Here is a 23061-nt window from a genome sequence, read left to right as displayed (position 1 = left end):
CCACCACGACCGGGGGGTTCGCCCCGGTCCGCCCGCCTTTCCGGTGCCCTAGCGTGAGGGACGAGATGAGACCGTTCCTGAAGCGCGTCGCCGACGCCGCCGTCTACACGGCGACCGGACTGCGCACCGCGCTCCCCGCGCTCCTGGGCCTGTGCCTGCTGCCGCTGGCGATCGTGCTCTCGCTGACGGTGGTCGCGCTGCCGTGGTTGCCGCAGCTGGTGCGGCCGATGCGGGCGCTGGCCAACGCCGAGCGCCGCCGCGCCGGCCGCCTGCTGGGCCACGAGATCCCCGAGCCCTATCCCGTGCCGCGCGGCGGCGCGGTCGAGCAGGCGCTGACGCTGCTGCGGTCCCCGACGACCTGGCGCGACGCCGCCTGGATGTGTCTGCACGGCCTCACCGGCCTGTTCATGGGCATCCTGCCGATCGCGCTGGTGCCGGGCATCGTGTTCGCGCTGTCGTTGCCGCTGTGGTGGTGGGCGGCCCCGCCCGGCTCGCAGGCGGCGTTCGTGGACCTCTACACCTGGAAGCAGGCGCTCACCCTGCCGTTCCTCCAGGCGGGGGTGAACCTGATCGTCCTCCTGGTGCTGGTGCCCCGCTTCCCCTACTGGCAGGCCCGGCTCGCCAACACGCTGCTGCGGCCGACCCGGCGCGTGAGCCTCAGCGAGCGCGTCGAGCAGCTCACCGAGACCCGCGCCGAGGCGCTGGAGGCGCACGGGGCCGAGCTGCGCCGCATCGAACGCGACCTGCACGACGGCACCCAGGCCCAGCTCGTCGCGGCGGCGCTGCGGCTGGGCCTGGCCGACCGCCGCTTCGACGCCGACCCCGAGGCGTCCCGCACGCTGTTCCTGGAGGCGCGCGAGGGCATCGAGGACGCCCTCGCCCAGCTCCGCGGGGTGATCCGCGGCATCTACCCGCCGATCCTGTCGGACCGGGGCCTCGGCGGCGCGGTCCGCGCGCTGGCCGCCGCGCAGCCCGTCCCCGTCACCCTGGACCTGCCCGACGACCGGACGCGCGCGCCCGCCGCCGTGGAGGCCGCCGCCTACTTCGTGGTCGCCGAGGCCCTCACCAACGTCGCCAAGCACAGCGGCGCCTCCCGCGCCGAGGTGGCGGTCCGGCGGGACGGGGCCCGCCTGGTGATCACGGTGCGGGACGATGGGCGCGGCGGGGCCGACCCCGCCCGGGGCACCGGCCTGGCCGGGATCCGCCGCCGGGTCGCGGCCCTGGACGGCGCCACCGGCGTCGACAGCCCCGCCGGGACCGGAACGACGCTGAGGGTGGAGCTGCCGTGCGGATCGTGATCGCCGAGGACAACGTGCTGCTGCGCGAGGGCCTGGTGCTGCTGCTGACCGGCGACGGCCACGAGGTCGCCGCCGTCGCGGGCACCGGTCCGGAGGTGCTGCCCGCGCTGCTGGAGCACCGCCCCGACGCCGCGATCCTAGACGTCCGGCTGCCGCCCGGCTTCCGCGACGAGGGCCTGCGCGCCGCCATCCAGGCCCGCCGGGAGATCCCCGGCCTGCCCATCCTGGTGTTGTCGCAGTACGTGGAGGAGACCTACGCCGCCGAGCTGCTGGCGGGCGGCGCGAGCGGCGTCGGCTACCTGCTGAAGGACCGGGTCAGCCGCGTCGGGGAGTTCCTGGACGCCCTCCAGCGCGTGGCGTCCGGCGGCACCGCGCTGGACCCGGAGGTGGTGTCGCAGCTGATGACGACCCGCCGCGACCCGCTCCAGACCCTCACCCCGCGCGAGCGCGAGGTGCTGGGGCTGATGGCGCAGGGCCTGGACAACGCCACGATCGCCGCCACCCTCGTCATCACCGAGCGTTCGGTCAGCAAGCACATCGGCGCGGTCTTCGCGAAGCTGGACCTGCCGCCCAGCGACAGCGGCCACCGCCGCGTGCTGGCGGTGCTCGCCTACCTGAACTCCTGACCGGGCCGCCGTTCTCGGATGGCCTTTCCCCTCCCCGGGAAACGTCCGCTGGTCTAGCCTTGCCGGAACACAAAGCGGGACCGGTCGGAGGAATTCCGTATGAACAGAACCGAACTCATCGAGTCCGTCGCGGCCCGCGCCGGGAGCGACCCGGCCGCCGCGCGCCGGCACGTGGACGCCGTCTTCGACGCCATCATGGAGAGCGTCGCGGCCGGGGACCGGGTGCTGGTGACGGGCTTCGGCACCTTCGACCGGGTCGCCCGCCCGGCCCGCAAGGCGCGCAACCCGCGCACCGGGCTGCCCATCGACGTGCCCGCCGGCGACGCCGCGCGCTTCCGCATCGGGCAGACCTTCAAGAACCGCGTGGCGCAGGGCGCGGTCCCGGCCGCCGGAACGGCGGCGGAAACGGTCACCGAAACCCTGCCGGAGAAGGCCGCCAAGAAGGCGAAGAAGGCCAAGAAGGCGAAGAAGGACGACGGGAAAACGGCGAAGAAGCCCGCCGACAAGCCCTCTGCGAAACCCGCTGCGAAGGCCGCCGACAAGCCTTCCGCGAAGGCCGCCGCAAAGGCCGCGGACAAGGCTGCCGACAAGCCCGCCGACAAGCCCGCCAAGGGCAAGGCGAAGGCCAAGAAGAAAAAGGGATAGGCGCCCGGCCGGACGGTCGGGTGGTTCGCCCCGCTATGACCGTCCGGTGATATCTCCCCGCACGGCCGGTATTTGCCCGGCCCGCCGCAGTGCCGACAGCCTGGGAGAATGATGGCCATGAGCAGCGGTTTTCCCGGCGCGGAACTGTCGGACGAGGAACTGGACGTCGCCTACAACGTGCGGCGCAAGGCGGGCCCGGAGCTCTTCGCCCGGCACATGGAGCGCTACCGCGCCGAGTCCGACCGGGCCGTCGAAGGGCTGCCCGGCACGCCCGGCGTCGTCTACGACGAGGCCGGCGGCGAGAAGCTGGACGTGTGGGGGACCGGCGAGGGCCTGCGGCCGGTCTTCGTGTTCGTGCACGGCGGCTACTGGATGGCGCTGTCACGGCACGACTCGGCGTTCATGGCGCGGATGTTGCACGGGCAGGGCGTCGCGACGGTCGTCCCCGACTACACCCTCGCCCCGGCCGCCTCGCTGGAGGAGATCGTCCGCCAGGTCCGCGCCGCGATCGCGTGGGTGTGGCGGCACGGCCGCGAGCACGGGCTCGACCCCGAGCGCATCGTGGTCGGCGGCAGCTCGGCGGGCGGCCACCTGACCGGGATGACCATGGTCGGCGGCTGGCAGGAGGAGCTGGGCCTGCCCGCCGACGTGGTGAAGGCCGCGATGCCGTTCAGCGGCCTGTTCGACCTGCGCCCGATCACGCGCGTCTACGTCAACGACACGGTCGGGCTGGACCTGCCGCGCGCCACCGCGCTCAGCCCGCTGCTGCTCCCCGGCGAGCGCCGCTTCCCGACCGTCATCGCGGTCGCCGAGCACGACGGCGCCGGGTTCCTGGACCAGACCCGCCGCTTCCAGGCGCACTGGGAGCCGGGCGAGCCGATGGTCGTCCCCGACCGCGACCACTTCGACGTCGTCCTCGACCTGGGCGACGCCGGCAGCGCCGTCGGACGCGCGCTGCTCGGCCTGTTCGAGCAGATCTGATCCGGGCAGGTCCGAACGAGCGGATCTAGCCCGCCATCAGCTCGGTCGCCCCGTTCCGGAGGTGGTCGAGCATCAGCCGCGCCGACGGCGTCAGCGACCGCTGGTCGGGCAGGGTGACCCCGACCTGGCGGCGCACCGGCTCCAGCGCCACCGGCAGCGGCGCGATGTCCCCGTCGGTGCGGGCCACCAGCTCGGGCAGCGCCGCGATCATGTCGGTGTCGCGGACCAGGGTGCGCACGGTCAGGATCGAGGTGCACTCCACCAGGTCGGTCGGCAGCGTCAGCCCCTCGGCCCGGAACACCTGCTCCAGCTCGTGCCGCAACGCGGTGCGCTCCAGCGGCAGCACCCACGGGTAGTCCAGCAGGTCGGTCAGCGTGAGCGCGGCGCGCGAGCGGGCCGGGTGGTCGCGCCGCGCCACCAGCCGCACCGGCTCGCTGTACAGGGTGATCTGCCGCAGCCCGCGCAGGTCCTGGATGGGGTTGAGGCGGCCCAGGATGAGGTCGATCTCGCCGTCCAGCAGCCGGGGCACCTGCGCGTCGAAGGTGGCCTCCTGGACGATCACGGTGATGCCGGGCCGGTCCCGCTTCAGCGTGGCGATGGCGCGCGGCAGCAGCACGTTCGACCCCGCCAGCAGGGTGCCGATGGTGACGGTGCCGACGTCGGCGTCGGCGAGGCCGGTGATGCGCTCCCCGGCCCGCCGCAGCTCGGCCAGCACCGCGCGGGCGTGCTCGACGAACGCCTCCCCGAACAGCGTCGGGGTGACCCCGCGCGGCCCCCGGGTGAACAGCTCGACGCCGAGGATGTGCTCGACCTCGCGCAGGCTGCGCGTGACGGCGGGCTGGGCGAGGTGCAGGTGCTCGGCGGCGCGCAGCACGCTGCCCTGGTCGGCGATGGCCACCACCAGCACCAGATGCCGCAGCTTGAGCCGTCCGTTGAGCAGGTCGATGGCGCGCATGCCGTCTTACTATCACAAATTCGTCATATCTGAGCGGTCGGCGACGACCGAACAGGCATGCCTCAGACCGGTCAGGACGGGGGTCAGGGCCCGCCGCGACCCCTTGCGGCACCCCGGAGGCCGTCGGCCTCCGGCGCCCTGAGCTGGATGAAGATCAACATCTGCAAATGATCAAGGGGGTTCGGTGGCCGGATGCGGTCATGATCTTGGACTTGTCCATGCCGGACCCCCGTGGCACCTTGCTCGTGAGGGTTACCGATGATCTTCGGAAGGGCCCAACCGCATGACCCCGGAGCCGGAACCCACCATGTCCCCGTCCCTTCGCTGGCCGACCTTCCTGCGGCTCGACCGTCCAGAGCTCGACGGCAACGAGATCGTCATCAGGGCCGGCCCCGTCGAGTCCCGCGCGCGCACCCGCACCGCCCGGTCGGCCCCGCTCGCCTACCTGTACGAGCTCGTCAGCGAGTTCGAACCGGACACCGAGGTGAGACTGCCCACCGGTCACTACGACGCCGAGAACATGGTCTGGATCTTCTCCGACGAGGTGCCAGGAATCGTCGGCATCACCCAGCCCACCTCGGCGTAACCCTGGCGAGTCCGATCAGACGTCCCGCACGGAAAGAACTCCGTGCGGGGGACCCCGCACGAGAAAGGCACCACCATGCCCAGTGTGCTCACCCGGCACCCGCTCCGCACCACCCGCGCCTTCCTGTCGCCCGACCACTCCGAGGTCGACCTGGAGGCCATGGCGTCCAACGAGGGCGACGAGCGTCCCTTCGGCTACGCCTACACCGCCCCGTGGACCGGCGAGGGCCCCGGCGCCGACCCGCAGGCCGGCTCCTACGACCCCGAGTCGCAGACCTGGAAGGGCCCGGACGGCTACGACATCACCGCCGGCTACACCTCCTGGACCAAGACCGGCGTCTACGGCGGCGACAAGTACATCGACGACCACTGCGCCTGATACATGGCAGACACCCAGGCTGAGGTCCTGATCCTCACTCAGGACTTCGACCCCACGGTCGATCCGGTCGTCCGGAGCCTCACGGCGAAGGGCGCCCGGGTCGCCCGCGTGGACACCAGCTACTTCCCGCGCGACCTGAGCTTCACCACCTCCGACTTCGGCGGCGAGCGCGAGGTCATGCGCTACCGGGACCGCGAGGTCGACCTGTCCCGGCTGTCGGGGGTGTGGTACCGGCGGCCGACCGCCTTCGAGTTCGGCGACGAGATGGGCGAGGCCGAGCAGGAGTTCGCCCGGTACGAGGGCCTGCACGGCGTCGGCGGCATCCTGCGCGGCACCGACTGCCTGTGGATGAACCGCCCCGACGCCGACTCGGTGGCCGAGCTGAAGCCCTACCAGCTGAAGCTCGCCAAGCGGCTCGGGATGCGCGTGCCCAGGACGTTGCTGACCAACGACCCCGACGAGGTCGTCCGGCTGGCCGAGCAGGGCCACCGGCTCGTCTACAAGTCGCTGACCGGCGGCGTCATCCACTACCCGGGGGCCTACCCGTCGGGACTGCTCACCACGGTGCTGGGCGAGGAGATCCACGACAACGCGCCCCGGGTCCGGCACACCATCTGCCAGTTCCAGGAGTACATCGAGAAGGCCTACGAGGTCCGGCTCACCGTCATCGGCAACACCTACTTCTCGGTGACGGTGGACTCGCAGGGCGACGCGGCGACCCAGGTGGACTGGCGGGCCGAGACCCAGCAGATGAAGTACGGCGACTACCGGCCGATCCCCGAGGAGGTCGTCAAGCGGACGCAGTCCCTGCTGGACGAGCTCGGGATCGTCTACGCCGCCGTGGACTTCATCGTCACCCCGGAGGGCGAGTACGTCTTCCTGGAGGCCAACCCCAGCGGCCAGTTCATGTGGATGCAGAACGACCTCGACCTCCCGATGTCGGACTGCGTCGCCGACCTGCTGATGCAGGGCGGCCCGTTCCGGCGCGGCGAAGTGGAGCAGGTCGGCTACTAGATGAACGCCCAGAGTGATGACCGTGCGGACGGCGCGCCGTCCGCACCGGTCACCGCCGCCGGGCTGACGGAGCCGCCGCGCGTGCAGGCGCGGCGGCTTCCCGTCCTCCTGGTCGGCGCCGTCCGGCTCGCCGCGGTCGCCGCGCCCCGCGAGTTCCTGTTCGTCACCGTCCTCCAGGCCGTCGCCGGGCTCGGGCTGGTCCTGCCCATCCTGGGCGGCCGCGAGCTGCTGGACCGGGTCCTGAACCCCGGCGGCGGCGACATGGGCCCCGTGCTCGCGCAGGCGGCGCTCACCCTCGGCCTGGTCGGGCTGGTGGGCCTCGCCACCGCCGTGGCCACCGCCCGCGACGACGTCCTCAGTGAACTGCTCAACCGGTACGCCATGGGGCGCATCCTCGACGTCGCCTGCACCGTCGAGCTGGCCGAGTTCGAGCGCCCCGAGTTCCACAACCGGCTGGAACGCGCCTCGATGAGCGCGCGCATCCGGCCGCACCAGCTCGCCCAGGGCGTCGGCGCGCTGAGCAGCGCCCTGCTGAGCACCGCCGGGATCGCGCTGGCGCTGGCGGCGATCGAGCCGTGGCTGGTCCCCGCGACGCTGCTGGCGGCCGTGCCGCTCTGGCTGGCGGGCCTGAAGAGCGGGCAGCTGCTGTTCGACGCGCTGTTCCGGCTCACCCCCGCCGAGCGGGAGCGCAGCTACCTGCTGGAGGTCCTGACCGGCCGCCGCCCCGCCAAGGAGGTCCGCGCGTTCGGCCTGGCCCCCTACCTGCGGAGCCGGTGGGAGCGCCGCACCGAGGAGCGCCTGGCGGAGATTCGCCGCACCGCCCGCGAGCGGCTGCGGATCACCCTGCTGGCCCGGCTGGCGAGCGGCCTCACGCTCGGCGCGGTGCTCGGCCCGGTGATCTTCTACGCGGCGTCCGGCGGCATGGCGATGGCCGACGCCGGGGCCGCTGTCGCGGCCGTGCTGCTGCTGGCCTCCCGGCTGCGGACCGCCGCCGCGGGCACCGACCAGCTCTTCGAGGCCGCCCCCTTCGTGCACGACCTCCAGTCGTTCCTGGTCCCGCCGGAGCGCCCGGCCGCGGCCCTGCCCGCGCCGCCGCCGTTCCGGCGGCTCACCGTGGAGGACCTCGCCTTCACCTACCCCTCGGCCGACCGGCCCGCGCTGCGCGGCGTCGATCTGGAGATCCACGCCGGGCAGGTGGTGGCGCTGGTCGGCGAGAACGGCTCGGGCAAGACCACCCTGTCCAAGCTGCTGTCCCACCTCTACCGGCCCCAGTCGGGGAACATCCGCTACGACGGCGTGGACGTCGCGGGCGCCGACCCCGACGAGCTGCGCCGCTCGATCGCGGTGCTGTTCCAGGACTTCGAGCGCTACCTGCTGCCGGCCGACGACAACGTCGCCGTGGGCCGCTGGGAGAACGCGGGGGACCAGGAGGCGGTCGAGCGGGCCGCCGTCGCGGCCGGGGCGCACCGCCTGCTGGCCGACCTCCCCGACGGCTACCGGACCCTGCTCGGGCCCGAGTTCGTCGGCGGCGTGGACCTGTCGGGCGGCCAGTGGCAGCGGGTCGCGCTGGCGCGCGCCTTCTTCCGCGACGCGCCGTTCGTCATCCTGGACGAGCCCACCGCGACGCTGGACGCCCGCGCCGAGCACGAGCTGTTCGAGCGCCTGCGCGCGCTGCTCGCCGGGCGGACGGTGCTGCTGGTCTCGCACCGCTTCTCGACGGTGCGGACGGCCGACCACATCTACGTGCTGGCCGACGGCCGGGTCGCCGAGCACGGCACCCACGACGAGCTGATGGCGGCGGACGGCCGGTACGCCGAGATGTTCACGCTCCAGGCGGCGGGTTATCTCGATCCTGTCTGAGATCCGCTCCGTGGCCCCGCCCGGAACGCCGGGCGGGGCCACGGCACGGCGGTCAGCGGGTGGCGATCACGATCATCCGGTTGCTGTCGGGGCCGAACGGCTCGCCCATCTCGTCCACCCCGCGCACCTCGGTGAATCCGGCGGCCAGCAGCCAGTCCCGCAGCTCGGTGAAGGTGAACAGGCGCACGAAGTACCGGGTGTCGCGCATCTCGCCGTCCCGGATCAGCGTCCGCTCGGTCACCAGGCGGCCCGTCAGCGGGTCGTAGCGGTGCCGGTCCACGACGCGGTCGCCGTCCCGCTCGACCACGCTGGCGTGCTGGAACCGGGCGAGCATCCAGTCGCGGCTCATCGTCTCGACCAGGAACCGCCCGCCCGGCCTGAGCGCGCGGGCCACCTCGGCGAGCACCCGCCGGTTGCCGTCGTCGTCGAAGTAGCCGAACGAGGTGAACCAGCACAGGACCGCGTCGAACCGTTCCGTCCACGGCAGGTCCCGCATGTCGCCCTGGACGTAGTCCACGTCGAGGCCCCGGGCGGCGGCGTCGCGGCGGGCCAGCTCCAGCAGCGACGGCTGGGCGTCCAGGCCGGTCGTCCGGCAGCCGCCGGCGGCCAGGTGGTTGGCGATGCGGCCGTAGCCGCAGCCGAGGTCCAGCACCTCGCGGCCGGGCTCCAGGTCCAGCAGCTTCCCGACGAAGGCCGCCTCCTGGTCGCTGTTGGAGTCGAGCAGGCCGCCGAAGAAGTGCACCCAGTCGTCGCCGAACACGTCCTCGCCGAACGCGTCGCGGGTGTCGGGCACCGTGCCGGTCATCGTCACCTCCGCCTCGCGGCGCGGCCGGGATCTCCGCCCGCCGCCGGGACGAATCTGCCAGCCCGGCCGAGTGGACCACCACCCCTCCGGGGAAGAAAGATCATCAGTATCCGGGCCGCCCCGCCGGTATCGCCGGGTGGTGATAGCTCCGGCGGCAACCGGTATTAGACAGGCATATCGCCTGGGGGCATGATTCTGCTGACCGGACCGACCGTCGAGAGAGGACCACAGATGGGGCGGAGCGCACCCGCGCACTACGTGGCCGGCACCTTCCGGACCACCGGGGACACCTTCCCCCTGATCGACCCGGCCGACGGGTCGGTGGCCGGCCGGGTGCCCGAGGCCACCCGCGAGATCGTGGACGAGGCCGTCCGCGCCGCCCGCGCCGCGCTGGACGGCGGCTGGGGCGCGACGCCCGCCGAGGAGCGCGCCGCCGCGCTGCGCCGGATCGCCGACGGCATCCAGGCCCGCTTCGACGAGTTCGTGGACGCCGAGGTCGCCGACACCGGCAAGCCGCGCGAGCTGGCCGCCACCGTGGACATCCCGCGCGCCATCGGCAACTTCCGCGCCTACGCCGACCTGCTGTACGGGCGCCCCGAGCGCGCCTACACCACCAGCGTCCCGGGCTGGAGCGTCGGCACCGGCCAGGCCCTGAACTACTCGGTGCGCCGCCCGCTGGGCGTGGTGGCGATCATCTCGCCGTGGAACCTGCCGCTGCTGCTGCTGACCTGGAAGGTCGCGCCCGCGCTGGCGGCGGGCAACGCCGTGGTCGCCAAGCCGTCGGAGGAGACCCCCTCCACCGCGACGCTGCTGGCCTCGGTCATCGACCAGGCCGGGCTGCCCGAGGGCGCGTTCAACCTGGTGCACGGGCACGGCTCCGACGCCGCCGGGTCGTTCCTCACCGGGCACCCGGGCGTGGACGCCATCGCCTTCACCGGCGAGTCGGCCACCGGCTCGGCGATCATGCGCAACGCCGCCGCGAACGTCACGCCGGTCTCCTTCGAGCTGGGCGGCAAGAACCCCGCGCTGGTGTTCGCCGACGCCGACTTCGAGGCGGCCGTGGACGGCACCGTGCGCTCGGCCTTCACCCACTCGGGCCAGATCTGCCTGTGCACCGAGCGCGTCTACGTCGATCGCCCGATCTTCGAGGAGTTCGTGGCGGCGCTGGGGGAGCGGGCCCGCAAGCTGGACGGCTACGGCCCGATGATCTCCGCGCAGCACCGCGACAAGGTCCTGTCGTACTACCGGCTGGCCGTCGAGGAGGGCGCGACCGTCGTCGCCGGGGGCGGCGCGCCGAGCTTCGGCGACGGGCGCGACAATGGCTTCTACGTCGAGCCGACCGTGCTGACCGGGCTGCCGGAGACCGCGCGGACCGTCCGCGAGGAGGTCTTCGGGCCGGTCTGCCACGTCGCCCCGTTCGACACCGAGGAGGAGGCGGTCGCGCTGGCCAACGACAGCGTCTACGGCCTCGCCGCCACCGTGTGGACCCGGGACCTGTCGCGCGCCCACCGGGTGGCCCCGCGCGTCGAGACCGGGATCGTGTGGGTGAACTGCTGGAACCTGCGCGACCTGCGGACCCCGTTCGGCGGGGTGAAGGCTTCCGGGATCGGCCGCGAGGGCGGAGAGTACTCCCTGGACTTCTTCTCCGAGCCCGTCAACGTCTGCATCCAGATCTGAGAGCGAACCCTTGACCGAGACAGTGACCCCGACCGTCGGCTCGCCCGTCGAGCAGGCCGCCGACCGCATCCTGACCGCCTACGCCACCGGCGAGCCGTGCGCCCCGGTGCGCGACCTGATCGGGTCGGCCGACGCCGCCTACGCCGTGCAGGACCGCCTCACCGAGCACTGGCTCGGCGAGGGCCGCCGCCTGGCCGGCCGCAAGATCGGCCTCACCTCCGCCGCGGTGCAGTCCCAGCTCGGCGTGGACAGCCCCGACTTCGGGATGTTGTTCGCCGACATGGCGGTGCCCGACGGCGCGGAGATCCCGGCCGGCGCGGTGCTCCAGGCCAAGGCCGAGGCCGAGGTCGCGCTGGTGCTGGAGCACGACCTGACCCACGAGCGGCACACCGTCGCCGACCTGATCCGCGCCACCGCGTTCGTGCTGCCCGCGATCGAGGTGGTCGGCAGCCGCATCCGCGACTGGGACATCACGCTGGCCGACACCGTCGCCGACAACGCCTCCTGCGGCATGTACGTGCTGGGCAACCGGCCCGCCGCGCTCGCCGACGTGGACCTGCGCGCCTGCGGCATGGTGCTGGAGCGGCGCGGCGAGCAGGTGTCCACCGGCACCGGCGCGGCCTGCCTCGGCCACCCGCTGAACGCCGCGCTGTGGCTCGCCGACACCCTGGTCCGCGTGGGCCGCCCGCTGCGCGCGGGCGACACCGTGCTGACCGGCGCGCTCGGCCCGATGGTGCAGGTGGCGCCCGGGGACGTGCTGGAGGCCCGCATCGCCGGGCTCGGCGACGTGCGCGTCGCGTTCGCGAAGGAGGACTCATGACCGACGTTGCGAAGCCCGTTGACATTGCGAAGTTCGCCGAGATCCTGGACGAGGCCGTCCGGGACCGGCGCGCGATCGGACGGCTCACCGACGTCGCGCCGTTCGACGTCGAGACGGCCTACGAGATCCAGCGCGCCGTCATCGCCCGCCGCGAGAAGCGGGGCGAGCGCCGCATCGGCGTCAAGATGGGCTTCACCAGCCGCGCCAAGATGGTCCAGATGGGGGTGGACGACCTCATCTGGGGCCTGCTGACCGACGCGATGCTGGTCGAGACCGACGTCGACACCGGCACGCTGATCCACCCGCGCATCGAGCCGGAGATCGTCTTCCGGATCGAGCCCGGCGGCGGCCACAAGGTCGCGGTCGGCTACGAGATCCTCGACTCGCGCTACGAGGGCTTCAAGTTCACCCTGCCCGACGTGGTCGCCGACAACGCCTCGGCGGCCGGGTTCGGCTTCGGCCCCTGGCACGACCCGCGCGACGTCGCCAACGTCGGGCTCATCGTGGAGATCGACGGCCGGGTCGCGCAGACCGGCTCGTCGGCGGCCATCCTCGGCGACCCGGTCCGGTCGCTGCGCGCCGCCGAGCGCCTCGCCCGCACAGCCGGGACGCCGCTGCGGCCCGGCGACATCGTGCTGGCCGGGGCGGCGACCGCCGCGATCCCGCTGCCCAAGGGCGCCCACGTCCGCGTCACCGGCGCGGGCCTCGGCGCGGTGGAGGTGACGACCAGGTGAGCCGCGAGCGGAGCGAGCCGATGAGCGGGGCGATCCTGGTCGAGGGCAAGGCCAAGCCGCGCGGCCGGTTCCCCCACCTCAAGCGCGCCGGGGACCTGGTGTTCGTGTCCGGCACCAGCTCGCGGCGGCCCGACGGCACCTTCGCCGGGGCCACCGCGGACGCCATGGGCGTCACCGACCTCGACATCCGCGAGCAGACGCGCGCGGTCATCGAGAACGTCCGCGACATCCTGCGCGCGGCCGGCGGCGACCTGTCCGACGTCGTCAACGTCACCACCTACCTGGTGAACATGAACGACTTCGGCGGCTACAACGAGGTCTACGGGACCTACTTCGACGAGTCGGGGCCCGCCCGCACCACCGTGGCGGTCCACCAGCTCCCGCACCCGCACCTGCTGATCGAGATCTCGTGCGTGGCGCACATCCCGAACTCCCCCCACTCCAGCAAGGAGGCCGGAGCATGACCCTGCCCAAGATGACGTTCGGCGCGCCCTTCAACTTCCAGGCGTGGATCGACGAGCACCGCGACCTGCTCAAGCCGCCGGTCGGCAACGTGCAGGTCTTCGACGACGCCGGGCTGATCGTGATGGTGGTCGGCGGCCCCAACCGCCGCACCGACTTCCACGACGACCCGCGCGAGGAGTTCTTCTACCAGCTCAAGGGCAACATGGTGCTGCGCGTCATGGAGGAGGAGGGCAAGCCCCCGGTCGACGTGCAGATCAACGAGGGCGACGTGTTCCTGCTGCCGCCGCACGTGCGGCACTCGCCGCAGCGCCCCGAGGAGGGCTCGATCGGCCTGGTGGTGGAGATCCCGCGGCCCGAGGGCGAGCTGGAGTCGTTCGAGTGGTACTGCATGGAGTGCCACCACCTGGTGCACCGCACCGAGCTCCAGGTCCGCTCGATCGTGGACGACCTGCCGCCGGTGTTCCAGGCGTTCTACGACGGCGACCGCAAGTGCCCGAACTGCGGCGCCGTGCACCCGGGCAAGCAGTGGCCCGACGACCTGATCCCGACCACCGCGCCCCGCGCCTGACCCACCCCTCGCCCGGCGCGCCGCCCGCCCGTCCCCCCACCACGCCCTCGGCGGGCGGCGTGGCGGCGGCGGCGCGCCCGCGAACGGAGGATCCGTGACTGTCTTCGACGTCCACGCCCACGTCTTCCCCCGCCTGTCCCGGGCCGAGGGGCGGACGCTCACCGGGGCGGGCGAGCCGTGGCTGCGCGTCCACGGCGACGGCACCGGCATGATGATGAGCGGCGACCAGGAGTACCGGCCGGTCGAGGCGGGCCTGTGGGACCCGGCGCGCCGCGTCGCCGACATGGACGCCCTCGGCGTCGACGTCCAGGCGGTGTCCTCGACGCCGCTGATGTTCGGCTACGACGCCGAGCCCGCCCGCGCCGCCGACTGGTGCGAGCTGGTCAACGACCGCATCCTCGCCTACTGCGCCGCCGCGCCCGCCCGGCTGCTGCCGCTGTGCCAGGTGCCGCTCCAGGACACCGCGCTGGCCTGCGAGGTCGCCACCCGCGCGGCGGCGGCCGGGCACCGGGGCGTGCACATCGGCAACCACGTCGGCGACCGCAACCTGGACGACCCGGGCATCGTGGAGTTCCTCGCGCACTGCGCCCGGATCGGGCTGCCGGTGCTGGCCCACCCGTGGGACATGATGGCCGCCGACCGGATGCGCGGCCACATGTTGCCGTGGCTGGTGGGGATGCCCGCCGAGACCCAGCTCGGCATCCTCGGCATGATGTTGTCGGGCGCGTTCGAGCGGCTGCCGGAGTCGTTGCGGCTCTGCTTCTGCCACGGCGGCGGCAGCTTCGCGTTCCTGCTGGGCCGCGCCGACAACGCCTGGCGCAACCGCGACATCGTGCGCGCCGACTCGCCCCGCCCGCCCTCGGAGTACACCGACCGCTTCCACGTGGACTCGGCGGTGTTCGACCCGCGCGCCCTGCGGCTGCTGGTGGAGGTCATGGGCCCCGAGCGGGTCATGCTGGGCACCGACTACCCGTTCCCGCTGGGCGAGAAGGACCCCGGCTCCACCATCCGCGCCTGCGCCGAGCTGGACGAGGCGCAGCAGGCGATGCTGCTGGGCGGCAACGCCGAGGCGTTCTTCGCGCCCGTGCCCGCCCCCGCGCCCGTCCCCGTCGCGGGGAACGCGCCATGACCACGCCCGGCGCGACCACGCTGCGGACCGGCGCGCGGACCGGAGGGCAGGCCAGGGCGCGGACCACGGCGCGGACCGTGGCGGGCGAGGTGCGCGGCGGCCGGGAGGAGGGCGTCACCGTCTTCCGGGGCGTCCCGTACGCCGCCCCCGCGCGCCGGTTCACCGAGCCCGCGCCGCCGGTGCCGTGGAAGGGCGTGCGCGACATGCGCGCGTTCGGCCCGCCCGCCGCGCAGCGCCCGGGACGCATGGCGTGGGTGCCGGGCCTGGAGATCGACCCGGCGGCCGGCCGGGAGAACTGCCTGACGCTGAACGTCTGGACGCCCGGCCTCCCCGAACCCGGCGCCGGGCCGCGCCCGGTGCTGGTGTTCCTGCACGGCGGCGCGTTCGTGTCCGGGTCGGGCGCGCAGCCGATGTACCGGGGCGACGCGCTGGCCCGCGACCACGGCCTGGTCGTGGTCACGGTCAACTACCGGCTCGGCGTCCTCGGCTTCGGGTACGACGACACGATCCCCGCCAATCTCGGGCTGCGCGACCAGGTCGCGGCGCTGGAGTGGGTGCGCGACAACATCGCGGCGTTCGGCGGCGACCCCGGCCAGGTCACCCTGGCCGGGCACTCGGCGGGCGGCACCAGCGTGCTCGCGCTGATGGCCGCCCCGGCGGCGCAGGGGTTGTTCGCCCGCGCCGCCGCGCTGAGCCCGCTGCCCTACGGGTTCGCGACGCCGCAGAAGGCGCGGGCCCTGACCGGCGCGTTCCGGCGCGCGCTGGGCCGGGCGCTGCCCCGCTCGGCGCCGCTGCGCGCGGTGCTGGACGCCGAGGCCGACGCGCTGCTGACGCGGCCGCCGGTGGAGGGCGTGCTGCCCATCGCGCCGGTGGTGGACGGGGAGTTCCTGCCCCGCCACCCCATGGACGCGGTGCGCTCGGGCACGGCGGCGCGGGTGCCGCTGCTGGTGACCACGACGGCCGAGGAGATGCGGCTGTTCGCGGCGCTGGACCCGGAGAACCTGTCGCGGGCCGCCGTGCGCACCGAGGTGGTGTTCGAGCGGCCCGTCGCCGAGCTGGTCCGCTGGCACCGCGAGCACGGCGCGCACGTCCGGCGGCACCAGTTCGGGCACCGCTCGCCGCTGGTGCGCGCGGGCGTCGCGCTGGGCGCCGCGCACCTGGTGGACGTGCCGTTCTACCTCGGCACCCTGCACGACCGGCGGGTCGCGCCGCTCACCGGGACCGGCCCCGACGCCACCCGGCTCGGCCACCGCGCCACCCGGGCGCTGGCGGCCTTCTGCTCGGGCGCGGGCGACCTCGCGCTCATCGACGACAACCTCGCCGGCCCGGCATCGGCCGCGCCGGCGCACGACGGAAAGGAGGGACGGCCATGCCGGACGCGCAGCGCGTCGCGATCATCGGATCGGGCAACATCGGCACCGACCTGATGATCAAGGTGATCCGGACCTCGAAGTCCCTCGACATGGCCGTCATGGCCGGGATCGACCCCGACTCCGACGGCCTGGCCAGGGCCCGCCGGTTCGGCGTCGCCACCACCCACGAGGGCGTCGAGGGCCTGGTCGCCATGCCGGAGTTCGTCGGCGTGAGCGTGGTGCTGGACGCCACCTCCGCCAAGGCGCACCGGCACAACGCCAAGGTCCTGGAGCCCTACGGCAAGAGGCTGGTGGACCTCACCCCGGCCGCGATCGGCCCGTACGTGGTGCCGCCGGTCAACCTGGAGGAGCACCTGGACGCCGCCAACGTCAACATGGTGACGTGCGGCGGCCAGGCCACCGTGCCGATCGTGGCGGCGGTGTCGCGGGTGACGCCGGTGCGCTACGCCGAGATCGTGGCGTCCATCGCCTCGAAGTCGGCCGGGCCCGGCACCCGCGCCAACATCGACGAGTTCACCGAGACCACCTCCCGCGCGCTGGAGGAGGTCGGCGGCGCGGCCCGGGGCAAGGCGATCATCGTGCTGAACCCGGCCGAGCCCCCGCTGATCATGCGGGACACCGTGTACTGCGTGGTCGGCGACTGCGACCACGACCAGGTGCGCGCCTCGGTGGAGAAGATGGTCGCCGAGGTCGCCGCCTACGTGCCGGGCTACCGGCTCAAGCAGCAGGTGCAGATCCGCCCGGTCACCGGCGACGACCCGCTGGCGGGCCTCGCCGGGGGAGCGGGCACCCTGGTGTCGGTGTTCCTGGAGGTAGAGGGCGCGGCGCACTACCTGCCCGCCTACGCCGGGAACCTGGACATCATGACGTCGGCGGCGCTACGCGTCGCGGAAAGGCTGGCGGCGCGATGACCAACGAGCCGACCCACGAGCTGTACGTGCAGGACGTCACCCTGCGGGACGGCATGCACGCCATCCGGCACCGCTACACCGTCGACCAGGTCCGCGAGATCGCCAGGGCGCTCGACGCGGCGGGCGTGGACGCCGTCGAGGTCGCGCACGGCGACGGCCTGGCGGGCTCCAGCGTCAACTACGGCCCCGGGGCGCATCTGGACGAGGAGTGGATCGCGGCGGCGGCCGAGGTGATGGAGAACGCCGTCCTCACCACGCTCCTGCTGCCCGGCATCGGCACCATCGCCGAGCTGAAGCGCGCCTACGAGCTGGGCGTCCGCTCGGTCCGCGTCGCGACGCACTGCACCGAGGCCGACATCTCGGCCCAGCACATCGCCACCGCGCGCGAGCTCGGCATGGACGTGGCCGGGTTCCTGATGATGTCGCACATGGCCGACCCCGAGACGCTCGCGGGCCAGGCCAAGCTGATGGAGTCCTACGGCGCGCGCTGCGTGTACGTGACCGACTCCGGCGGCCGCCTGACCATGGACGGCGTGCGCGACCGCGTCCGCGCCTACCGCGAGGTGCTGGACGCCGACACCGAGATCGGCATCCACGCCCACCACAACCTGGGCCTCGGCGTCGCCAACTCCGTCGTCGCCGTCGAGAACGGCGTGCGCCGCGTGGACGCCTCCCTCGCCGGGATGGGCGCGGGCGCGGGCAACTGCCCGCTGGAGGCGTTCGTCGCCGTCGCCGACCTGATGGGCTGGAAGCACGGCAGCGACGTGCTGAAGCTCATGGACGCCGCCGACGACATCGTGCGGCCCCTCCAGGACCGCCCCGTCCAGGTGGACCGCGAGACCCTGACCCTCGGGTACGCGGGCGTGTACTCCAGCTTCCTGCGGCACGCCGAGGACGCCTCGCGCCGCTACGGCCTGGACACCCGCGAGATCCTCATGGAGGTCGGCCGCCGCGGCATGGTCGGCGGCCAGGAGGACATGATCGTCGACATCGCGCTCGACCTCGTCGAAGGAAAGAAGAAGTGAGCACAGAGCAGGAAGCCCGCCGTCTGGACGAGGCCGACCCCCTCCCCACGCTGCGCGGCGAGTTCCTGGTCCCGCCCGCGCCGGGCGGCCCCTTCGCGGAGGCGGCCTACTTCGCGGGCAACTCCCTCGGCCTCCAGCCGCGCGCGACCGCCGCGCGGCTGACCGAGGAGCTCCAGGACTGGGCGACCTACGCGGTGGAGGGCCACACCCAGGCGCGCCGCCCGTGGGTGGACTACCACGAGCTGCTGCGCGAGCCCGCCGCCCGGCTGGTCGGCGCGCTGCCGCACGAGGTCGTGGCGATGAACACGCTCACGGTGAACCTGCACCTGATGATGGCGAGCTTCTACCGGCCGCGCGACGGTCGGACGCGGATCGTCATCGAGGACAGCGCGTTCCCGTCCGACTCCTACGCGGTCGCGAGCCAGGCCGTCCACCACGGCCTGGACCCGGTGGAGACCGTGGTGCGGCTGACGCCCCGCGACGGCGAGGACAACCTGCGCACCGAGGACGTCCTCGCGTTCCTGGAGCGCGAGGGCGACACCGTCGCGCTGCTGATGCTGGGCGGGGTCAACTACCTGACCGGCCAGCTCATGGACATGGCCGCCATCACCAAGGCGGGCCGCGCGGCCGGGGCGGTCGTGGGCTGGGACCTGGCGCACGCGGCCGGGAACGTGCCGCTGCGGCTGCACGACTGGGACGTCGACTTCGCCGCCTGGTGCACCTACAAGTACCTGAACAGCGGTCCGGGCGCGGTCGCGGGCTGCTTCGTGCACGAACGGCACGTGCGGGACGCCTCGGTGCCCAAGCTGGCGGGCTGGTGGGGCACCGATCCGGCGACCCGCTTCAGGATGGCCCCCGACATCGACCCGCCCGCCTCGGCGGACGCCTGGCAGCTCTCCAACCCGCCGATCCTGGCGCTGGCCCCGGTGCTGGTCTCGCTGGAGATCTTCGACCGGGTGGGCATGGACGCGCTGCGCTCCAAGAGCGAGCGCCTGACCGCCTACCTCGCCGAACGGTTCGCCGCGATCCCGGGCGTCGAGGTGATCACCCCGCCCGATCCGCAGCAGCGCGGCACCCAGCTGTCGGTGCGGATCGCGGACGCGGGCACGATGGTCCGGCGGCTCGCCGAGGAGCACGGGGTGATCGCCGACGCCCGCGAGCCGGACGTGATCCGCTTCGCGCCCGTCCCGCTCTACTGCACCTTCCACGACTGCCACCGGGCCGCCGAGGCCCTGGCCGGTCTCACCCGGAGCTGACCCGGGCGCCGCGGCTCCCCTCTCCGGAGGGGAGCCGCTCCCTTTTCCCGCCCCCGTTTACCGATAACCGATCGGCTATAGCGGCGGAGCAGACTGGTATTAGCGGATATGCCCCCCGGCCCCGATGATTTCCCTACCCGAATACGGGTGAACGCTCGGGGGAAGACGAAAGGGCACATCCGCATGAGGAGAATCCGCCTGTCGGTCCTGGCCGCGGGATCGGCGGCAGCCGTCGCCGTCCCCCTGGCCGCGAGCGCCGGGGCGCAGGCCGCGACGCCGAAGGACCCCTACATCCCCACCGTCTGCGGGGACCGGCGCCCGGCCGAGCCCGACCCCGGCAGCTTCGGGATGCAGTTGGACGGCACCTTCCGGCACCCGGCGCTGACCCCGGCGGGGGAGGAGCGGCACGCCTTCCCGGGCGGCGCGCAGGAACTGTTCGCCAAGACCAAGGGTTATGACCCCAAGTCGCACGTCTCCGGCCCGGTGAAACTGGAGGCGTCTTATCGGGGCGGGGAATTCACCCCCGACTACTTCCACTCCTGGCAGAACATCGTCGACTTCAAGGGCCGGCGTTATCTGTTCCAGTACGACCGCAGCGAGGGCCGCGTCTACGACGTGACCGACGTCCGCAAGGTCAAGGTCGTCGAGAAGCTCACCCGCAACGACGTGGACGGCGACGAGAGCAAGGGCAACTCCTCCTGGGCCCCGAACGACATGTGGGGCGCCTCCACGATCCAGTGGAACAAGAGGCTGAACGCCTACGTGATGGTGCAGAGCTTCGAGGCCAAGCGCCAGGTGGACGAGCTCGGCGACGGCGTCGACAAGAGCAAGTTCAACAACCCCGCGGGCGTCGCCGCGCTGCGCAAGAAGATCGCCCTCAAGGGCTTCAAGGTCTACCGCCTGGACGGCCCGCGCAAGAAGGACTGGAAGCTGCTGGCGACCGTCAGCACCGACGCGACCCAGCGCGACCCGCTCAACAGCGACATGACCCGGCCGCAGCAGGGCTCGGGCTCGCTGGACGTGCCGTACTACACCGGCGAGAAGTACATGTTCATCGCGACCGCGCCGCGCGACTCGTGGGGCAACAGCGAGGTCCCCACGCACCTGTACTCGGCCGGCTACCAGTCCTGGGACATGTCGGACCCGGCCCACCCGCGCAAGCTGGGCGAGTGGCACCTGCCCGGCCAGGTCAAGGGCGAGGAGGCGGCCTACCGCAAGAACCCGCGCTGCGGCAACCAGACCTCCTGGATGGGCGCGCGGATGCCGCTGTTCATCCCCAAGCCGGTCGAGCAGGGCGGAAAGTACGCCTTCGCGGCCCAGGGCGGCTTCGGCTTCTCGGTGCTGGACATCTCCAACCCGGCGCAGATGAAGACGGTCTCGCACATCGACCTGCCGCAGTCGGTGGGCGGCACCGAGGCCGACAACGTGGACGTCTCGCAGTACGCCAAGACCGGCATGGTCTACGTCAGCGGCTACCCGCTGGGCGAGGACTGCCACGAGCCGTACAAGGAGATCTTCCAGGTCGACGTGCGGAACCCCGCGCGCCCGCGCATCGTGGGCGCCCTGCCCCGGCCGACCCCGCCGAGCGGCTCGAAGTTCACCGACTACTGCCAGCGCGGCGGCAGCTTCGGCCCCAAGCGGACCGGCTACTACACCTCGCCCGGCACCCCGCCGAACGGCCTGCTGACCTACGGCTTCTACAACGCGGGCGTGCAGTTCTACGACATGCGCGACATCCGCCGCCCCAGGATCGCCGCCCAGTTCGTGCCCGAGGGCTACAGCCCGCGCGTGCCCGACTGGGCGCTGGGCAACCAGACCCACGGCACCTACGTGGAATGGGACCGCAAGATCGTCTGGGTGTTCACCAACGACGGCATCTACGCGGTCAGCTCGAAGAAGCTGATCGGCAAGCCCAACCTGGGCGCCCCGAGGACGCCCTTCCGCAACAGCGCGCTGTGACCGACCCGACCCGCTGACCCCTCCGGCCCCGGCCCCGCCGGGGCCGGAGGCGTTCCCGGCGGCGTTTTACGAAGCTTGTTCACCTTTGTCGGGCGGCCCGCCGGACTCGCCGGGCCGAACCTGTTGCGTGAGGCGATCGGTGGGGTAGAGTTGACGCGTTGCAGTCGTGTTTCCTCGTACGTTTTGTTTAATTAAGCGCCCGCGGAAGTTTCGTGACAGCGGGCGTTTTTGCTTCTCCGGGTGACCGGCGGATAGCGAGAACAAGGTCCGCGCGCAGCCCGATCGCCGAAGTGGCGGTCGGTGAAGTATCACCCCTAAGGAGAAATCATGGCCGAAGGCACCGTGAAGTGGTTCAACGCCGAAAAGGGCTTCGGGTTCATCGCCCCGGACGGCGGCGGCCCGGACGTGTTCGTCCACTACTCGGCGATCACCACCCAGGGCTACCGCAGCCTGGAGGAGAACCAGCGCGTGGGCTTCGAGATCACGCAGGGCCAGAAGGGCCCGCAGGCCGAAGGCGTGTACCCGCTGTAAGGCTTGAGCTGAGCGTCAACGCTTAGCCGCCGCGGCGGCCGGAGGTGCGAACCTCCGGCCGCCGTTCGCGTTCTCCGGACGATTCCCCGTCGCTCACATGCGGACGCGGCGGGCCGACGGGCGCAGGACGCGCCGGGCCGGGCGGAACACCCGCAGCAGCTCCGCCCCGACGTAGACCCCCGCGCCGATCGCCAGCGCCGTCGCCAGCGACTCGGCCAGCACCAGCCCGCCCTTGCCCGTGTGGCCGCTGGTCAGCTCCAGCATCCCCCGGTACATCAGCGTCCCGGGCATCAGCGGAGCCACGCACGGGGTCACCAGGATCAGCGATGGCACGTCCCGGGTCCGCGCCAGGGCCGTGCCCAGCGCCCCGATCACCGTCGCCGCCACGAACGTCGCGGGCGCGGCGGGCAGGTCGAGCTGCCGCAGCTCCACGTAGCTGCCCCAGCTCAGCACCCCGCCCATGGCGATCACCACCAGGTGGTCGCGGGTCACCAGGTGGTAGACGGCGAACGCCAGCGCGATCGCCGCCGCCCCCAGCGTCTGCGCCGCCGCCACCGACGACGGGGCGGTGGGCAGGTTCTGCAACGAGATCGGCACGCCCATCCGGGCCGCCACGTAGGTCACCGCGCCGATGCCGCTCAGGATCGCGGTGATGATGAACAGGACCTCCACCAGACGGGTCGTGCCCGTCACCAGGTCCCCGGCGATCCCGTCCTGCATCGACACCACCAGCGCCCGGCCGGGGATCAGCGCGATCACCACCCCGATGATCACCGAGCCGGAGCGCACCGGCGCGTCCGCCATCAGCAGCAGCACCGTCACCAGCGACCCGATCGCGGCGGCGACGGCCATCTGGAAGAAGTCGGTGATGCCGCGGCGGCCCAGCCACGCGCCCGTGCGGTCGCCCAGCAGCGTCGCCAGGAACGCCGCCGACGCCGCCACCGGCCCGCCGCCCACCAGCACCGCGCCCGCCGCCCCCAGGCAGGACAGGGCGACCGCCAGCGCCCAGTTCGGGTACGCGGTGGGCCGCCCGATGATGTCGCTCAGCGCGAACTTCGCCTGCTGGAGGGTCAGCCGCTTGGCGGTGGCGTCCCGCACCAGGTGGTGCACCGCGACCAGGCGGGTGTAGTTCGCGAGGCGGCGGCGCACCCGCCGCTCGGCGGTGACCGGCGGCCGCCCGCCCCGGGGCAGGTAGGAGATCCCGACGGCCGCGAGCGTCACGTTCACCTCGGGGTGGGGCAGCCCGTAGGCCCGGGACAGCCGCGCCACCGCCAGGTCCACCGCCTCGGCCGTCTCGCCGCCCGCGAGCATCAGCTCGCCGACCCGCAGCGCCAGGTCCATGGTCGCGTACGCCTGGCCGCCGACGCCCGGCGTCTGCCCGCCGCGCAGGGCCGCCTCCATCGCGGCGTACTCGTCACTGCTGGGCTCCCGCCGGTCCGCCGTCACGCCGGTGGAGCCTAACCGG

23 protein-coding genes are annotated in these 23061 nt (G+C 73.0%); 20 read left to right on the top strand and 3 right to left on the bottom strand.

The window, feature by feature from the left end; all coding sequences use genetic code 11:
* Positions 1-65: 65 nt before the first annotated feature.
* The 4 genes from AH6_RS25960 (at position 66) to AH6_RS25945 (ending at position 3550) form a co-directional block, all read left to right on the top strand.
* Entirely contained in the window at positions 66-1298 is a 1233-nt protein-coding gene (locus tag AH6_RS25960; RefSeq protein ID WP_067484677.1) for a sensor histidine kinase, read from the top strand.
* The gene (locus tag AH6_RS25955; RefSeq protein ID WP_067484675.1) at positions 1286-1924 is read left to right on the top strand and encodes a LuxR C-terminal-related transcriptional regulator; all 639 of its coding nucleotides are present in this window, start codon (positions 1286-1288) and stop codon (positions 1922-1924) included. The genes AH6_RS25960 and AH6_RS25955 overlap by 13 nt, the downstream gene beginning before the upstream one ends.
* Positions 1925-2023: 99 nt before the next feature.
* Positions 2024-2569 carry an HU family DNA-binding protein gene (locus AH6_RS25950; RefSeq protein WP_067484672.1) on the top strand — a complete coding sequence of 182 codons (546 nt, stop codon included), beginning with the start codon at positions 2024-2026 and terminating at the stop codon, positions 2567-2569.
* A gap of 117 nt (positions 2570-2686) precedes the next feature.
* The gene (locus tag AH6_RS25945) at positions 2687-3550 is read left to right on the top strand and encodes an alpha/beta hydrolase (protein WP_174555119.1); all 864 of its coding nucleotides are present in this window, start codon (positions 2687-2689) and stop codon (positions 3548-3550) included.
* A 25-nt stretch (positions 3551-3575) separates the two neighbouring features.
* Here AH6_RS25945 and AH6_RS25940 read toward each other — a convergent pair whose 3' ends face one another.
* Positions 3576-4505, bottom strand: a complete 930-nt coding sequence (locus AH6_RS25940) for a LysR substrate-binding domain-containing protein (protein WP_067484670.1) — start codon at positions 4503-4505, stop codon at positions 3576-3578.
* A 307-nt stretch (positions 4506-4812) separates the two neighbouring features.
* On the opposite strand from AH6_RS25940, the gene AH6_RS25935 reads away from it, so the two are divergent.
* The 4 genes from AH6_RS25935 (at position 4813) to AH6_RS25920 (ending at position 8343) form a co-directional block, all read left to right on the top strand.
* A complete protein-coding gene (locus tag AH6_RS25935; protein WP_157431718.1) occupies positions 4813-5091 on the top strand; it encodes a hypothetical protein in 279 nt (92 codons plus the stop codon).
* A gap of 75 nt (positions 5092-5166) precedes the next feature.
* Complete coding sequence (locus tag AH6_RS25930) at positions 5167-5469, top strand: hypothetical protein (protein ID WP_157431717.1); 303 nt, start codon at positions 5167-5169, stop codon at positions 5467-5469.
* Between the two features lie 3 nt (positions 5470-5472).
* A complete protein-coding gene (locus AH6_RS25925) occupies positions 5473-6483 on the top strand; it encodes an MvdC/MvdD family ATP grasp protein (RefSeq protein WP_067484649.1) in 1011 nt (336 codons plus the stop codon).
* Positions 6484-8343 carry an ABC transporter ATP-binding protein gene (locus AH6_RS25920; protein ID WP_067484647.1) on the top strand — a complete coding sequence of 620 codons (1860 nt, stop codon included), beginning with the start codon at positions 6484-6486 and terminating at the stop codon, positions 8341-8343. It begins immediately after the preceding gene.
* 52 nt (positions 8344-8395) lie between these two features.
* Here AH6_RS25920 and AH6_RS25915 read toward each other — a convergent pair whose 3' ends face one another.
* Positions 8396-9148 (bottom strand): class I SAM-dependent methyltransferase, encoded by a 753-nt coding sequence (locus AH6_RS25915; RefSeq protein WP_067484644.1) that lies wholly within the window; start codon positions 9146-9148, stop codon positions 8396-8398.
* A gap of 231 nt (positions 9149-9379) precedes the next feature.
* Here AH6_RS25915 and AH6_RS25910 point away from each other — a divergent pair, with 231 nt between their 5' ends.
* The 12 genes from AH6_RS25910 to AH6_RS25855 all read left to right on the top strand — a co-directional run bounded on the left by AH6_RS25910 (position 9380) and on the right by AH6_RS25855 (position 21596).
* Complete coding sequence (locus tag AH6_RS25910) at positions 9380-10825, top strand: 2-hydroxymuconic semialdehyde dehydrogenase (protein ID WP_067484641.1); 1446 nt, start codon at positions 9380-9382, stop codon at positions 10823-10825.
* Positions 10826-10835: 10 nt separating this feature from the next.
* Complete coding sequence (locus tag AH6_RS25905) at positions 10836-11645, top strand: 2-keto-4-pentenoate hydratase (RefSeq protein WP_067484638.1); 810 nt, start codon at positions 10836-10838, stop codon at positions 11643-11645.
* Positions 11642-12379, top strand: coding sequence for a 2-keto-4-pentenoate hydratase (locus AH6_RS25900; RefSeq protein ID WP_067484635.1), 738 nt, complete (start codon positions 11642-11644; stop codon positions 12377-12379). The genes AH6_RS25905 and AH6_RS25900 overlap by 4 nt, the downstream gene beginning before the upstream one ends.
* Entirely contained in the window at positions 12376-12843 is a 468-nt protein-coding gene (locus AH6_RS25895) for a RidA family protein (protein ID WP_245679466.1), read from the top strand. The genes AH6_RS25900 and AH6_RS25895 overlap by 4 nt, the downstream gene beginning before the upstream one ends.
* A complete protein-coding gene (locus AH6_RS25890; protein ID WP_218005931.1) occupies positions 12840-13412 on the top strand; it encodes a 3-hydroxyanthranilate 3,4-dioxygenase in 573 nt (190 codons plus the stop codon). The genes AH6_RS25895 and AH6_RS25890 overlap by 4 nt, the downstream gene beginning before the upstream one ends.
* Positions 13413-13506: 94 nt before the next feature.
* The gene (locus AH6_RS25885; RefSeq protein WP_067484632.1) at positions 13507-14541 is read left to right on the top strand and encodes an amidohydrolase family protein; all 1035 of its coding nucleotides are present in this window, start codon (positions 13507-13509) and stop codon (positions 14539-14541) included.
* The gene (locus tag AH6_RS25880) at positions 14538-15968 is read left to right on the top strand and encodes a carboxylesterase/lipase family protein (protein ID WP_067484630.1); all 1431 of its coding nucleotides are present in this window, start codon (positions 14538-14540) and stop codon (positions 15966-15968) included. Before AH6_RS25885 ends, AH6_RS25880 begins: the two co-directional genes overlap by 4 nt.
* Positions 15911-16825 carry an acetaldehyde dehydrogenase (acetylating) gene (locus AH6_RS25875; protein WP_067484628.1) on the top strand — a complete coding sequence of 305 codons (915 nt, stop codon included), beginning with the start codon at positions 15911-15913 and terminating at the stop codon, positions 16823-16825. Before AH6_RS25880 ends, AH6_RS25875 begins: the two co-directional genes overlap by 58 nt.
* Entirely contained in the window at positions 16822-17850 is a 1029-nt protein-coding gene (dmpG, locus tag AH6_RS25870; protein ID WP_067484626.1) for a 4-hydroxy-2-oxovalerate aldolase, read from the top strand. The genes AH6_RS25875 and dmpG overlap by 4 nt, the downstream gene beginning before the upstream one ends.
* The gene (kynU, locus tag AH6_RS25865; RefSeq protein WP_067484620.1) at positions 17847-19106 is read left to right on the top strand and encodes a kynureninase; all 1260 of its coding nucleotides are present in this window, start codon (positions 17847-17849) and stop codon (positions 19104-19106) included. Before dmpG ends, kynU begins: the two co-directional genes overlap by 4 nt.
* A 183-nt stretch (positions 19107-19289) precedes the next feature.
* On the top strand, positions 19290-21065 hold the full coding sequence (locus tag AH6_RS25860) for an LVIVD repeat-containing protein (RefSeq protein WP_067484614.1): 1776 nt from the start codon (positions 19290-19292) through the stop codon (positions 21063-21065).
* 327 nt (positions 21066-21392) lie between these two features.
* Positions 21393-21596 (top strand): cold-shock protein, encoded by a 204-nt coding sequence (locus AH6_RS25855; RefSeq protein WP_067484611.1) that lies wholly within the window; start codon positions 21393-21395, stop codon positions 21594-21596.
* 93 nt (positions 21597-21689) lie between these two features.
* Here AH6_RS25855 and AH6_RS25850 read toward each other — a convergent pair whose 3' ends face one another.
* A complete protein-coding gene (locus AH6_RS25850; RefSeq protein WP_245679465.1) occupies positions 21690-23042 on the bottom strand; it encodes a threonine/serine exporter family protein in 1353 nt (450 codons plus the stop codon).
* Positions 23043-23061 lie beyond the last annotated feature (19 nt).

Origin of the sequence: Actinomadura hibisca NBRC 15177 (assembly GCF_001552635.1) — a bacterium.
GTDB classification, from domain to species: Bacteria; Actinomycetota; Actinomycetes; order Streptosporangiales; family Streptosporangiaceae; genus Spirillospora; species Spirillospora hibisca.
Note: the sequence above shows the minus strand (reverse complement) of the source record. Positions and strands in the feature narration are given on the sequence as shown.

Excerpts from the sequence above, each read along its gene's own strand:
- AH6_RS25900 (WP_067484635.1), top strand. The coding sequence starts at position 11,642 with ATGACCGACGTTGCGAAGCCCGTTGACATTGCGAAGTTCGCCGAGATC.
- AH6_RS25860 (WP_067484614.1), top strand. The coding sequence starts at position 19,290 with ATGAGGAGAATCCGCCTGTCGGTCCTGGCCGCGGGATCGGCGGCAGCC.
- AH6_RS25950 (WP_067484672.1), top strand. The coding sequence starts at position 2,024 with ATGAACAGAACCGAACTCATCGAGTCCGTCGCGGCCCGCGCCGGGAGC.
- AH6_RS25915 (WP_067484644.1), bottom strand. The coding sequence starts at position 9,148 with ATGACCGGCACGGTGCCCGACACCCGCGACGCGTTCGGCGAGGACGTG.
- AH6_RS25910 (WP_067484641.1), top strand. The coding sequence starts at position 9,380 with ATGGGGCGGAGCGCACCCGCGCACTACGTGGCCGGCACCTTCCGGACC.
- AH6_RS25875 (WP_067484628.1), top strand. The coding sequence starts at position 15,911 with ATGCCGGACGCGCAGCGCGTCGCGATCATCGGATCGGGCAACATCGGC.
- AH6_RS25960 (WP_067484677.1), top strand. The coding sequence starts at position 66 with ATGAGACCGTTCCTGAAGCGCGTCGCCGACGCCGCCGTCTACACGGCG.
- AH6_RS25855 (WP_067484611.1), top strand. The coding sequence starts at position 21,393 with ATGGCCGAAGGCACCGTGAAGTGGTTCAACGCCGAAAAGGGCTTCGGG.
- AH6_RS25935 (WP_157431718.1), top strand. The coding sequence starts at position 4,813 with ATGTCCCCGTCCCTTCGCTGGCCGACCTTCCTGCGGCTCGACCGTCCA.
- AH6_RS25890 (WP_218005931.1), top strand. The coding sequence starts at position 12,840 with ATGACCCTGCCCAAGATGACGTTCGGCGCGCCCTTCAACTTCCAGGCG.
- AH6_RS25925 (WP_067484649.1), top strand. The coding sequence starts at position 5,473 with ATGGCAGACACCCAGGCTGAGGTCCTGATCCTCACTCAGGACTTCGAC.
- AH6_RS25880 (WP_067484630.1), top strand. The coding sequence starts at position 14,538 with ATGACCACGCCCGGCGCGACCACGCTGCGGACCGGCGCGCGGACCGGA.
- AH6_RS25930 (WP_157431717.1), top strand. The coding sequence starts at position 5,167 with ATGCCCAGTGTGCTCACCCGGCACCCGCTCCGCACCACCCGCGCCTTC.
- dmpG (WP_067484626.1), top strand. The coding sequence starts at position 16,822 with ATGACCAACGAGCCGACCCACGAGCTGTACGTGCAGGACGTCACCCTG.
- AH6_RS25940 (WP_067484670.1), bottom strand. The coding sequence starts at position 4,505 with ATGCGCGCCATCGACCTGCTCAACGGACGGCTCAAGCTGCGGCATCTG.
- AH6_RS25920 (WP_067484647.1), top strand. The coding sequence starts at position 6,484 with ATGAACGCCCAGAGTGATGACCGTGCGGACGGCGCGCCGTCCGCACCG.
- AH6_RS25945 (WP_174555119.1), top strand. The coding sequence starts at position 2,687 with ATGAGCAGCGGTTTTCCCGGCGCGGAACTGTCGGACGAGGAACTGGAC.